The organism is Agrobacterium burrii, assembly GCF_017313405.1.
Classification (GTDB): domain Bacteria; phylum Pseudomonadota; class Alphaproteobacteria; order Rhizobiales; family Rhizobiaceae; genus Agrobacterium; species Agrobacterium burrii.
In genome coordinates, this window is sequence record NZ_JAFLNA010000002.1 from 266,605 (window position 1) to 279,151 (window position 12,547).

Consider the following 12,547-nt stretch of genomic DNA (forward strand, 5'->3'; position numbering starts at 1 on the left):
GATTGCCGACGCAAGCCGGTCAGCCCTCATTTTCTCTCACCGCGTTCGAAGGCGCGGCGGTGTCTTCGATGGCGTTGCCGGAGCGCGATTGACGCCGTTGCGCCAGATGCTTGCGCACCCGGCGGATGATCTCGCCGAAGCTGATGAAGATCGGCAGGCTGGTGGCGGGCTCAACCGGTTCCAGTGAGATACCGATGCCGGTAATGGCCTCATGTTCGTCCAGCGTCCGAACGATGAGGACAATGGAGCCGAGGCGGACGCGGTCGGCATAATCGGCCTTTCCGGCAAGACGCGCCTCGATCAATTCGGCAATGCTCATCGCCTGTTCGGTCTGAGAAATCAGGCCGGGACCATAGGCCGCATCCAGCTCTTTGGCCGGGCGGGCTGGAGAGATAACGAAGGTGCCGAAGAAATCGGCATCGTCGTCGGCAACCGGCAGGGCGCTGGCGAACAGCCGGTCGATCAGCCGCGAATAACCCGGTGCAATGAAAAGATAGACGAGGTCGTTTTCCCGCAGCCGGCCTGCATATTGGTAGCGGATCGACTTGCCGTCGCGTACCACCAGCGAAGGCATCGCCCAGCGTGGAATGCGCTCGCCCTGCATGATGGCGCTGCCCTTGGCGACACGGTAGGAAATCAGTTCGTGATTGGCGGTGCCGGGAAGGTCCACTTCCAGCTTGTCGACGTCGCCCATGCGCGGCGGCACGATCAGCCCTAGCCTTGTCGCCACCGGCTTGATGGTCCAGCCCTGCACCAAGAGCGATACCAGAACGATGATGAAGGCGGCGTTGAAATAGATCTGTGCATCGTCCAGCCCGCCGAGAATCGGCATGATGGCGAGCAGAATGGAAACCGCGCCGCGCAGGCCGACCCATGCCACGAAGGATGTTTCCTGCTGGGTATAGCTGAAGGGCATGAGGCTGAGCCAGACCGCTAGCGGGCGAGCGACGAAGATCAGGAAAAGCGCCAGCAGCACGGCCGGGATGGCGATTGCCGGAAATTGCGACGGCGTGGCCAGAAGGCCGAGCATCAGGAACATGATGATCTGGGCAAGCCATGTCAGCCCTTCATGGAAACGGCGGATGGTTTCCTTGGCGAAAATCCTGCGGTTGCCGGCGACGATGCCTGCCACATAGACCGCCAGAAAACCGCTGCCGCCAATTGCGCCTGTAAAGGAGAAGACCAGCAATGCCAGCGCCAGAACGAAGATCGGCGCAAGCCCGCGATCTGCTGCGAAACGATTGACCACGGTGGCGATCATGATGCCGCCGAGCAGGCCGAAAATCACCCCGAGGCCCATTTGTTCGATGAACAGCAGCAGGAAACCGCTGTCGATACCGGAAAGCCCCTGACCCTTGGCGATGATCTCCACCAGCGCGACGGTGAGGAAAATCGCCATCGGGTCGTTGGTACCGGATTCCACCTCCAGCGTCGAGCGCACCTGATCGCGGATGTGAATGCCGCCGATGCGCAGCAGGAAGAATACGGCTGCCGCATCCGTGGAGGCGACGATGGCGCCAAGCAGCAGGCCCTCCAGCCAGGAAAGGCCGAGCAACAGGGCGGCCGCTCCGGCAAAAAAGACGGATGTGAGGATGACGCCGACTGTGGCGAGGGCGACGGCGGGTGCTGCCGAAAGTCGGAAGGATTGTATCGACGTACCAAAACCGGAGTCGAAAAGAATGACGGCAAGCACAAGCGAGCCGAGCATATAGGCGAGCGGATTGTTGGTGAATTCGATGCCGAGGCCATCCACGCCCGCGGCAAGGCCGATCATCAGAAAGAGCAGCAGCAGCGGCGCGCCGAACCGGAAGGCGATGAGGCTGGAAAAGGCTGCGACGAGAACCAGAACAGTTGCCACCAGCAACAGAAGATAAAATGATTCCACGTCCACCGCCTCATTCAAACCGCGCTGGCCGCTGCAATGAATGCTCTGCGCGTCTGCAGCCAATGCGCCACGGGTTGCGGTCTGTCAGCGCTTGAGTTGGTTGGCGTTGAAAGGCGACGCAAGGCGGGGTGTATCGAATGATACGGCAGGGCCGTAGTGCATTGCGCACGACCGTTGTCCCTGTGCTTCTTGTCGGTCTCAAAATGGACCAGACAAAGGCAGGAAATGGGAATTTTTTCGGCGAGCGGGCGAAGGTGCGCCGCTTGAAGCAACGCCTGTTCCGCGCCTCGAGCTTTGCCTGAAAGGGATGAGCAGATTGCCGAAATAGATTAGTCAGCCGTGTTTTCACGTAACATAGCGATAATCCAGCTGCGTTAGTTGTCACCTCCGAATTGCCTTTCATCATTACCGGAGCGATCGGATGAAACGAATATCCATCATTATATTACTGGCGGCGGGCTCGATTGTTTCGGGTTGCTCCAGCACGGAGCAGACAGCTGAAAATATGGCCGCGCAACGCGAACGCTGCCGGGTATTCGGTTACCCCGAAGGTTCGCGTGATTTTGCAGACTGCATGATGAAGCTTTCCATGCAGCAAAGCGACCTGCGACAGCAGACTTTCGATACGATCTGGAGCAATGCCGGCGACCGGGGACCGGTCATCATCAACAATAAAAGATGACGAATGTGCGTGCCTCATCCGTTGCGTTGAGGAGCGGCCAGTTCTTTGGCCGGCGACCGTTTTCGATCCGAAGCGTCCCCGCCTTGCTTCTGGATCGACGCCGGCGGGATCCCTCAGTCCCGCCGGCTTTTTTTTCGGCAAACAAAAACCGGCAGGATTGCTCCTGCCGGTTTTTTGATGGAGCGATTTATGCTCAGATGGTCTTCGCGAAGGCAACGGCCGTGTCCGACATGCGGTTGGAGAAGCCCCACTCATTGTCGTACCAGGACAGAACGCGCACGAACCGGCCTTCCATGACCTTGGTCTGGTCGATCGCGAAAATCGACGAATGGCTGTCATGGTTGAAGTCGCGGGAAACCAGCGGCTCTTCGGTATAGCCGAGAATGCCCTTCAGCTTGCCGTTGGAAGCGGACTTGATCGCTTCGTTGATTTCCTCAACGCTCGTGTCGCGCTTGGCGATGAACTTGAAGTCGACAACCGAAACGTTCGGGGTCGGAACGCGGATAGACGTGCCGTCCAGCTTGCCCTTGAGGTGCGGCAGAACGAGGCCAACGGCCTTGGCTGCACCCGTCGAGGTCGGGATCATGGAAAGGGCTGCGGCGCGGGCGCGGTACAGATCCTTGTGCATGGTGTCCAGCGTCGGCTGGTCGCCCGTGTAGGAGTGGATCGTGGTCATGAAGCCATGATCGATACCAACGACGTCATCGAGAACCTTCACGACCGGCACCAGGCAGTTGGTGGTGCAGGACGCGTTGGAAATGACCAGATGGTCCTTGGTCAGCTGGTCGTCATTGACGCCGAAAACGACGGTGAGATCAGCGCCGTCCGCTGGAGCAGACACGATAACGCGCTTTGCGCCGGCCGTCAGGTGAGCGGCGGCCTTGTCGCGGGCGGTGAAGATGCCCGTGCATTCGAGCGCGATGTCGACACCTAGTTCCTTGTGCGGCAGCATTGCCGGATCACGAACAGCCGTTACCTTGATCGGCTTGCCGCCGCCAACGGTGATCGTGTCGCCATCGACCTTCACGTCAGCCGGGAACTTGCCATGGATCGAATCGTAGCGCAGCAGGTGCGCGTTGGTTTCAACCGGGCCGAGGTCGTTGATGGCAACGACTTCGATATCGGTGCGGCCGGACTCGACGATGGCGCGCAGAACATTGCGGCCGATGCGGCCGAAGCCGTTAATGGCAACTTTTACAGTCATTTACAGTCTCCCGAACAAGATATGTGCGTGGTCTTTGCTGAAATTAGTGAGGGCTGGGAAGCCCTCATGCAAGTTTTGCCTCGACTGCGGCGACAACGGCTTCCGCCGTGATGCCGAAGTGCTTGAAGAGATCCTTCGCCGGCGCGGATGCACCGAAGGAATGCATGCCGACGAAAGCACCGTCGGAGCCGATGAAATAATCCCAGCCCTGGCGGATGGCGGCTTCCACCGCGATCTTGACAGGAGCCTTACCGATGATGGCGTTGCGATAGGTTTCCGGCTGTTCCTTGAAGAGTTCGAAGCAGGGAACGGAGACGACGCGGGCCGAAATGCCGTTGTCCTTCAGCGTTGCGGCGGCTTTCAGCGCCACTTCGACTTCCGAACCGGAAGCGAAGATCGAAACCTTCGCGTCGCTTGCCGATACGAGCTCGTAAGCGCCGTAAGCGGAAAGGTTCTTCTCTTCATATTCCTTGCGCGAAGGCGTCAGATTCTGGCGGGTAAGCGCCAGCGCGGACGGGCGATGCTTCTGCTCGAGAGCCAGCTGCCAGCATTCCGCCGTCTCGGTTTCATCCGCCGGGCGGAAGAGGAGAAGGTTCGGAATAGCACGGAGTGCCGCGATCTGCTCCACCGGCTGGTGGGTCGGGCCGTCTTCGCCGACGCCGATGGAATCATGCGTCAGAACGTGGACGACGCGGATGCCCATGAGTGCGGCAAGGCGGATCGACGGACGGCAATAGTCCGAGAAGATCAGGAAGCCGCCGGCATAGGGGATGAGACCGCCATGCAGCGCGATGCCGTTCATCGCCGCCGCCATGCCGTGTTCGCGGATGCCGTAATGCAGGTAACGGCCGGAGAAGTCGCTCGGCGTGATGGACTTCATCTGGCTGGTCTTGGTGTTGTTGGACGGCGTCAGGTCAGCCGAACCGCCGACCATTTCCGGCAAAATGCCGTTGATGATTTCGAGCGCGTCTTCGGAGGCCTTGCGTGTGGCAACCGTCGGGTTGTTGTCGATGATCTTCTTCTTGAAGGCATCGATGGAGCTGTCGAAGTTGCCGGGCAGGTCGCCGGCGAAGCGACGCTTGAACTCGGCCTTCTTGCCGGCTTCAGTAGCTTCGAGGCGGGCTTCCCAGTCCTGGCGGGTCTTGGTGGAGCGCAGGCCGGCGAGACGCCATGCATCGAGCACGTCTTCCGGAATGACGAAAGCTTCGGCTTCCCAGTTGAGGCTCTTGCGGGCAGCGGCAATTTCTTCTGCGCCGAGCGGGTTGCCGTGAACCTTGTGGGTGCCCTGCTTGTTGGGCGCGCCGAAGCCGATCACGGTCTTGCAGGCGATGAAGGTCGGGCGGTCAGACTTCTGCGCAGCTTCGATGGCGGCGGCAATCGCGTCCGGATCATGGCCATCGACGCGGATGGTGTTCCAGTGAACCGCGTTGAAGCGGGCGATCTGGTCGGTGCTGTCGGAAAGGCCAACTTCGCCGTCGATGGTGATGTTGTTGTCATCCCAGAACAGAACGAGCTTGTTGAGCTTCAGGTGGCCGGCAAGCGCGATGGCTTCGTGGCTGATGCCTTCCATGAGGCAGCCGTCGCCGCACAGCACATAGGTGAAGTGGCTCTGCAGGTCGGAGCCGAATTCTTCTTCCAGCTTGCGCTCGGCGATTGCCATGCCGACGGCGTTGGCGATGCCCTGGCCGAGCGGGCCGGTGGTGGTTTCGATGCCGGTCGCATGGCCATATTCGGGATGGCCGGCGGTCTTGGAGCCGAACTGACGGAAACGCTTGATCTCGTCGATCGTCATGTCCTCGTAGCCCGTCAAATAGAGCAGCGAGTAAAGAAGCATCGAACCATGGCCCGCAGACAGCACGAAGCGGTCACGATCCGGCCACAGCGATGCTTTGGGATCGAATTTCAGATAGCGGGTGAAAAGAACGGTGGCGACATCGGCGGCGCCCATCGGCAGACCGGGGTGGCCTGAATTGGCCTTCTCCACTGCATCCATGGCAAGAAAGCGGATCGCATTTGCCATCCGGTTGTGTTTGTCGCGAGAAATCATGGCTTTTCCGTCTGTTCCGGGTGAAAGGAGATAGTTTTACGCAACTATCCAAAAAGCGGGTTGATCCATAGCAGGTGAGGCAGGCAAGTCAATAAATCCACGGGCGTTTGCGGTTCGCTGCGGGAGAAAAAATCGTTTAGAAAATCGGGTGTCCCAACAAAATTCGTGCGATATGGGCCGGCGCTTCTTCGTTCATCCACAGAGCAAAACGCCTCAATGCACTGGTTTGATTGACGGGATGATAAATCGGGTAATAACCTCTTGAATGTGGAAAAGGCCTGAAACCGGACGATTCGGCCGGTTGCGTGCGAGTTGGAAAAAACGATGTCGGCTGAGAAGACCGTACAATCTGCGCTGACGGAGCTGAATGCTGCCATCACAAATCTCGAAAATGCCATCGATATGCGTATCGAGCGGCAAAGGGAGACGGGCGAGATCGATAATGAGGTCAAACGGGTCCATGTTGACCGCGCCAGGCTGGCGCAGGAACTGGATCAGGCCGAGTTTCGCGCCAACCGTCTTGAAGAAGTCAATCGCGAGGTTTCCCGCCGTCTGGTGACGGCGATGGAGACAATCCGCGCGGTGCTGGATCGATAGGAGCCGTTTCATGGCGCAAGTCACTGTTATGATCGACGGCAAGGCCTATCGCATGGCGTGCGAGGCGGGGCAGGAAGATCACCTGACCGACCTTGCCACGCGTTTCGACCGTTATGTCGGGCACCTCAAGAGCCAGTTCGGTGAAATCGGTGATCTCAGGCTCACCGTCATGGCCGGCATCATGGTGATGGATGAGCTTTCCGAAATCAACCGCAAGCTCGAGAAGCTGGAAGGCGAAGTTACCTCCCTTTCCCGCAACCGCGATGGCATGGCCGAGCACAAGGCGAAATCGGACGAGATGGTGGCGCTTGCCATCGGCGATCTGGCTGAGCGCCTGAACGGGATAACCGACAAATTGCTGGCCCGGCCGAAGCCCGCAGCGCATTGACTGGCTGAAGAGTTCTGAGGCGGCAAAATTTCGCACCGCGCCCTCTGGCGGTTTTATCCGATCCGTCCTATATCTTGGATGCGTTCTGCGCTTCCCGACAGGAACCACAATCCCTGGGGCCATACTCGATCCAAAGGGAGCTGTCCCTGGCCAGTCCCGTGGGGCTGGACACACGGTGCCCACCTACATTTGTAGGCACCCAGGATCGTAAATCTCCATCGGTCGCCGTGGATCGCACTTGAAGTTTTGGGTCAACCCCGGTTCTTCACCTGATTATTTTATCGTCGACAGTTATTTTTCACTGCTGCCGGATGCGGCTTTTTTACATTGCCGTCATTGCAATAGCGGAACAATTCCCTATTATCCGGATTGGTATGTCTGTCATGCCCTTTTATATAAAGGGCGCTGCGGCCAAAACCGCGACGTGCCGTTCAACAGCCCAAAGAGCTAAACTTGTTTACTGAAATTATGATCGTGGTCCTGCTCACCGTATTGAACGGTGTGCTTGCCATGTCCGAGCTTGCCGTTGTCTCCTCCAGACCGGCGAGGCTCAAGGTGCTTGCAGCGCAAGGCAGCAGGGGCGCCACCATGGCGCTCGGCCTTTCCGACAATCCCGGACGTTTTCTTTCCACGGTGCAGATCGGCATCACGCTGGTTGGCGTTCTCTCCGGCGCATTTTCCGGCGCCACACTTGGCGCCCGTTTCACCTCATGGCTTCTGGAGCAGGGCGTTCCTGATCGTGCTGCCGATGCAATCGGTGTCGGCTCAGTCGTCATCGCCATCACATATCTGTCGCTGATTGTCGGCGAGCTGGTGCCCAAGCAGATTGCCTTGCGCGATCCTGAAAAGATTGCCGCTCGTGTCGCGCCCACCATGGTGATGCTTTCGCGGGTTGGCGCGCCGCTGGTGTGGTTGCTCGACAGATCCGGCAAGGCTGTTCTGGCCCTTCTCGGCCATAGTGGTGAGTCCAACGCCTCGGTGACCGACGACGAAATCCGCACCGTACTGGCCGAGGCCCATAGCGCCGGTGTGATCGAAACCGAGGAATCGGCGATGATCACCAGCGTCATGCGCTTGGCGGACCGCAATGCACGCGGCTTGATGACGCCGCGCCGCGATGTGGAAGTGGTCGATATCGAAGACAGCGCGGAGGAAATCCGGGAGCAGCTTCGCCAGACGCAGCGTTCGCGCCTGCCGGTACGCAACGGCGCTTCCGATGAAATTCTCGGCGTGCTTTTCGCCAAGGACGCCTTTGATGCACTTGCCTCCGGCAAGGAGCTGGATGTCCGCGAGCTTCTGCGCGAAGTTCCCGTTGTCTCGGACCTGACGAGTGCTGTGGATGTAATCCAGTCTCTGCGCCGTTCCACGGTGCATATGGTGCTGGTATACGACGAATACGGCCATTTCGAAGGCATCGTCAGCTCCGGTGACGTTCTGGAGGCCATAACCGGTGCCTTCCAGGAAGATAACGACGAGGAGCCGGCAATGGTCGAGCGCGAGGACGGTTCGTTCCTTGTCGCCGGCTGGATGCCGGCCGACGAGTTCGCTTATCGCATGGGGTTCCAGATTGACGAGGATGCCGAGTTCGAGACCGTTGCCGGTCTGGTGCTGGATGAGTTCCGTCGTCTGCCGGAACTGGGCGAGCATATCACTCGCAACGGCTGGCGTTTCGAAGTCATCGACCTCGATGGCCATCGTATCGACAAGGTGCTCGTGAGCCGGGCCGCCTGATGTCTGGCGACATTGCCGAAAAAACGAGACTGCGCGGCGAAAGGCTTGCCGCGCGCGATGCTCTGACGTTAGCCGAGCGGCAGGAAAAGAGCCGGGCGATCACCGCCCATGGCGGATCCGCCATCCTCTTTGCGCCGGGCGCGATCATTTCCGGTTTCATGCCGATCCGTTCTGAGGCCGATATTCGACCGCTGATGGAGGCGCTGCGGACAAAAGGCGGACGTCTTGTGCTTCCCGTTGTGCTTAACCGCGAAACCATCGTTTTCCGCGCCTTTGACGCGGATACCACACTGGTGAAGACCGGCTTCGGCACGACCGGGCCGGGGGCGGATGCGGATGTTCTCGATCCGGATATTCTGCTCGTGCCGCTTTCTGTTTTCGACGGTCAGGGTCAGCGTATCGGTTATGGCGCGGGCCACTATGACCGCGCCATTGCGCGATTGCATGGCAAGGGTCGGAGCCCCGTTCTCATCGGTGTCGCCTTTGATTGTCAGGAAGTACCGTCGGTGCCGGCGGAGTCGCATGACGTGCCGCTTGATGCAATTCTGACGGAGAGCGGCCTGCGGCGGTTTTCCGAACGGCGGTCGATGCCCGATCAAGGGCAAACGGCGCTTTAGCACTTTTTAAAATATGGATTACCCGCTAGAGGGACGCAATCCAAAGAACATACGCAAACGAGGCGGTGAATGAGACTTCTTTTTCTCGGAGATATGGTTGGCAAGACCGGACGCACGGCGGTCTGGGACAGGTTGCCGGGACTGATTTCCGATCTGAAGCTCGATTTCGTCATCGTCAACGGTGAAAACGCCGCCGGCGGTTTCGGCATTACCGAGGATATTTATCTCGAGACCATCAATGCCGGCGCCGATGTGGTGACGACGGGCAACCATGTCTGGGACCAGAAAGAAGCGGTTTCCTTCTGCGAGCGCCATGACCAGTTCCTGCGGCCCGCCAATTATCCTGACGGTACGCCGGGCAAGGGCTCTGGTATTTTTTACGCCCGCAACGGCGCACGTATCCTCGTCGCCAACATCATGGGGCGGGTGTTCATGCATCCGGAACTCGATGATCCCTTCAAGTCGGCCGAAACTATTCTTGCCGCCTGCCCGCTGAAAGAGCAGGCCGACGCCATCATTTTCGACTTCCATGCCGAGGCGACCAGCGAAAAGCAGTGTTTCGGCCATTTCGTCGATGGCCGTGCGAGCTTCGTCGTCGGCACCCATACGCATGTTCCGACGGCGGATGCGCAAATCCTCAATGGCGGCACCGCCTATATGTCGGATGCCGGCATGTGCGGTGATTATGACAGCTCGCTCGGCATGGAGAAGGAAGAGCCGATCAACCGCTTCATCTCCAAGATGCCGAAGGGGCGCTTCGAGGCGGCAAGCGGGCCTGCGACGATCTGCGGCGTCGGTGTGGAGATTTCCGACCGTACTGGCCTCGCTGAAAAGATTGCGCCGCTGCGCATCGGACCGCGGCTTGCCGAAACCCTGCCGTCTTTCTGGACCTGACCTTCCTTCAGCGATGCTCACAATGACGAGATTGTGAGCGTTCCCGCCACTCTTGCAACTGGACGCCCGGCAAAACCTGTCTCATCCTCCGAGCCTTCGCAAGTTCAGGAGAGTGGCATGATGCTACGCGTGCTAATGCTTGCAATAACGGGATTGCTCACCTGCGCGGGAGTGACCTTTGCCCAGGCGGAAAGCCGCCCGCCCGTCAGCCAGTGCCAGGCGATTGCCCGCAATATTCCCGGTGTGATGTTCGCCAGCTTCAATCCACCCGGGGCTCAGCTTGCCCAGGCCGCTTCGCGGGAAGAAGTGAAGATCAGCTTTATCGGCCATTCCACCTATCTGATCGAAAGCCCCGGTGGGGTGACGATCGCCACCGACTATAATGGCGTCTACCGCCCTCCCTTTACCCCGACCGTGGTGACGATGAACCGGGCGCATTCGACCCATTTCACCCTGAACCCGGATCCGGCCATTCAACACGTGCTGCATGGCTGGAGTGATACGCCGGGAGAAAAGGCCGAGCACAAGGTTCTGGTGGGAGATGTCTATATCCGCAACGTCGCGACCGATATCCGCAACCGCTTGGGTGACTACGAATCCTTCCAGGAAAACGGCAATTCCATCTTCATCTTCGAAGTTGCAGGACTTTGTATCGGCCATCTTGGCCACCTGCATCATGAATTGACGGATACGCATTACGCTGAGATTGGACGTCTGGATGTGCTGATGGTGCCGGTGGATGGTGGTCTGACCATGGGAGCCGACAGCATGAGCCGGGTGGTGAAGCGTCTGCGCTCAGCGCTCATCCTGCCGATGCACCGTACCGGGGCGCCGCTCGAGCAGTTTCTGACCATGTTCGGCGAAAGTTTCCAGATTGCCTATGCCACCGATCCGGTAATCCGGGTTTCGATGAGAAACCTTCCCCGCCAACCGCAGATATTGGTGCCCAAGGGCATGTAGTCTGGCGACGGGTGAGGAAGGCCGGGGGAGCCGATAAATCGGGGGCGGAACTAGGCGAAGGAAAGATGTTGGCGGACGCCGACATCCGGTGTCTTGTCATCCGACATGTTGGCCTTGGCGATTTCCCAGCCGAATTTCAGCGTGCTGTCGGTCGAGGCCCAGATATCAGCATCATCGACATGAAGCGCCAGCATCGTCAGCTGCGGATCGGTCTTGCCGTGCTCGAACCAGGCGGCGGTGACAGAGTTCCAGTACTCGTCGATCTTCGACCTGTCGTCACGCGTCTCCAGAACTCCGGAAAGGCAGGCGTGATAATCATGGTCCTTGCCGATGACGCAGAAATGCGCGCGTGAGCCGGACTTCAGCGACTTCACAAGATCGGTGTCTTTTTTGGAGAAAAACCAGATGGTGTTGGTCTTTGGGTCAGCATGAGGCGCCATCGGCTGCATGTGGTTGTGCAGGCCCTCGAGACCGAGCATGCCGGCATGGACGGAATTGATTTCGTCCCAGAGCTGACGGGCCGGGGCTTCTCGTGCTTCAGTCAGGCTGACCATATGTTTTCTCCTTCCGGTCTGATGCTGCGACGGGGAGAAAACCATCTCCTCATCTGCTGCGTTCATGATCAAAACGAGGCGCGGATAAATCAGTTCCTTCTATTGTTCACGGAAGAGAAAGTGCCTGCGGGGTTGAACGACGGGCGTATCGCACTTATAAGGCCCGCAATCTCAAAATTTAGGCAATCAGGTTTTCCATGGCTGGTCATTCACAGTTCAAGAACATCATGCACCGCAAGGGCAAACAGGACTCCGTTCGGTCCAAAATGTTTTCCAAGCTTGCGCGTGAAATCACCGTTGCGGCAAAAACGGGCATGCCCGACCCGAACATGAACGCACGCCTGCGTCTGGCAATCCAGAACGCCAAGGCCCAGTCCATGCCGAAGGACAATATCGAGCGCGCCATCAAGAAGGCTTCCGGTGCAGACAGCGAAAACTACGATGAAGTCCGTTACGAGGGTTACGGCCCGGGTGGCGTCGCTGTCGTTGTCGAGGCCCTGACCGACAACCGCAACCGCACCGCCTCCAACGTACGCTCCATCTTCACCAAGGCTGGCGGCGCACTCGGCGAAACCGGCTCGGTGTCCTTCTCCTTCGACCGCGTTGGCGAAATCACCTATAAGGTCGAAGTCGGCGATGCCGACAAGGTTATGGAAGCGGCCATCGAAGCGGGTGCTGACGATGTCGAATCTTCCGAAGACGGCCACACCATCATCTGCGGTTTCGAAGCGATGAACGAGGTTTCCAAGGCGCTGGAAGGTGTGCTTGGCGAAGCCGAAAGCGTCAAGGCCATCTGGAAGCCGCAGAACACGGTGCCAGTGGATGAGGAAAAAGCGCAGTCGCTAATGAAGCTCATCGACAATCTCGAAGACGATGACGACGTGCAGAGCGTCTATTCCAACTTCGAGGTTTCCGAAGAAATTCTCGCCAAACTTTCCGCCTGACGTTTCAGATTTTTAAAAAAAAGCCCCGGCAGCGTTTTCGCTCC

Annotated in this window: 12 protein-coding genes and 1 other RNA gene; 9 read left to right on the forward strand and 4 right to left on the reverse strand. The window is 58.8% G+C overall.

Translation table 11 applies throughout. The features are described from left to right. Window positions 1–19: 19 nt before the first annotated feature. Window positions 20–1,885 (reverse strand): potassium/proton antiporter, encoded by a 1,866-nt coding sequence (locus JZX89_RS04745; RefSeq protein ID WP_207133253.1) that lies wholly within the window; start codon window positions 1,883–1,885, stop codon window positions 20–22. A 421-nt stretch (window positions 1,886–2,306) separates the two neighbouring features. Between JZX89_RS04745 and JZX89_RS04750 the strand changes: the two genes are divergently transcribed. Beyond that, complete coding sequence (locus tag JZX89_RS04750; RefSeq protein ID WP_149899512.1) at window positions 2,307–2,567, forward strand: hypothetical protein; 261 nt, start codon at window positions 2,307–2,309, stop codon at window positions 2,565–2,567. A gap of 193 nt (window positions 2,568–2,760) precedes the next feature. On the opposite strand, the gene gap is transcribed toward JZX89_RS04750, so the two are convergent. Both gap and tkt read right to left on the reverse strand, forming a co-directional pair. After that, window positions 2,761–3,771, reverse strand: a complete 1,011-nt coding sequence (gene gap, locus JZX89_RS04755) for a type I glyceraldehyde-3-phosphate dehydrogenase (RefSeq protein WP_207133254.1) — start codon at window positions 3,769–3,771, stop codon at window positions 2,761–2,763. Between the two features lie 64 nt (window positions 3,772–3,835). Next, the gene (gene tkt, locus JZX89_RS04760; RefSeq protein WP_149899510.1) at window positions 3,836–5,818 is read right to left on the reverse strand and encodes a transketolase; all 1,983 of its coding nucleotides are present in this window, start codon (window positions 5,816–5,818) and stop codon (window positions 3,836–3,838) included. 324 nt (window positions 5,819–6,142) lie between these two features. Here tkt and JZX89_RS04765 point away from each other — a divergent pair, with 324 nt between their 5' ends. From JZX89_RS04765 to JZX89_RS04795, 7 genes are all read left to right on the forward strand, one after another. After that, complete coding sequence (locus tag JZX89_RS04765; RefSeq protein WP_046799912.1) at window positions 6,143–6,415, forward strand: DUF4164 domain-containing protein; 273 nt, start codon at window positions 6,143–6,145, stop codon at window positions 6,413–6,415. A 10-nt stretch (window positions 6,416–6,425) separates the two neighbouring features. Further along, complete coding sequence (locus JZX89_RS04770; protein WP_149899509.1) at window positions 6,426–6,803, forward strand: cell division protein ZapA; 378 nt, start codon at window positions 6,426–6,428, stop codon at window positions 6,801–6,803. A 79-nt stretch (window positions 6,804–6,882) separates the two neighbouring features. Then, a non-coding RNA gene (gene ssrS / locus JZX89_RS04775) (6S RNA) lies at window positions 6,883–7,041 on the forward strand. A gap of 230 nt (window positions 7,042–7,271) precedes the next feature. Next, window positions 7,272–8,534 (forward strand): CNNM domain-containing protein, encoded by a 1,263-nt coding sequence (locus JZX89_RS04780; protein ID WP_174374019.1) that lies wholly within the window; start codon window positions 7,272–7,274, stop codon window positions 8,532–8,534. After that, window positions 8,534–9,151, forward strand: coding sequence for a 5-formyltetrahydrofolate cyclo-ligase (locus tag JZX89_RS04785; protein WP_207133255.1), 618 nt, complete (start codon window positions 8,534–8,536; stop codon window positions 9,149–9,151). The genes JZX89_RS04780 and JZX89_RS04785 overlap by 1 nt, the downstream gene beginning before the upstream one ends. A 69-nt stretch (window positions 9,152–9,220) precedes the next feature. Next, a complete protein-coding gene (locus JZX89_RS04790; RefSeq protein WP_207133256.1) occupies window positions 9,221–10,045 on the forward strand; it encodes a TIGR00282 family metallophosphoesterase in 825 nt (274 codons plus the stop codon). A 117-nt stretch (window positions 10,046–10,162) separates the two neighbouring features. Further along, the gene (locus tag JZX89_RS04795) at window positions 10,163–11,005 is read left to right on the forward strand and encodes an MBL fold metallo-hydrolase (protein WP_207133257.1); all 843 of its coding nucleotides are present in this window, start codon (window positions 10,163–10,165) and stop codon (window positions 11,003–11,005) included. Between the two features lie 50 nt (window positions 11,006–11,055). On the opposite strand, the gene JZX89_RS04800 is transcribed toward JZX89_RS04795, so the two are convergent. After that, window positions 11,056–11,559 carry a pyridoxamine 5'-phosphate oxidase family protein gene (locus tag JZX89_RS04800; protein WP_149899503.1) on the reverse strand — a complete coding sequence of 168 codons (504 nt, stop codon included), beginning with the start codon at window positions 11,557–11,559 and terminating at the stop codon, window positions 11,056–11,058. Window positions 11,560–11,756: 197 nt separating this feature from the next. Between JZX89_RS04800 and JZX89_RS04805 the strand changes: the two genes are divergently transcribed. After that, window positions 11,757–12,503, forward strand: a complete 747-nt coding sequence (locus JZX89_RS04805) for a YebC/PmpR family DNA-binding transcriptional regulator (protein ID WP_207133258.1) — start codon at window positions 11,757–11,759, stop codon at window positions 12,501–12,503. Window positions 12,504–12,547: the final 44 nt, after the last annotated feature.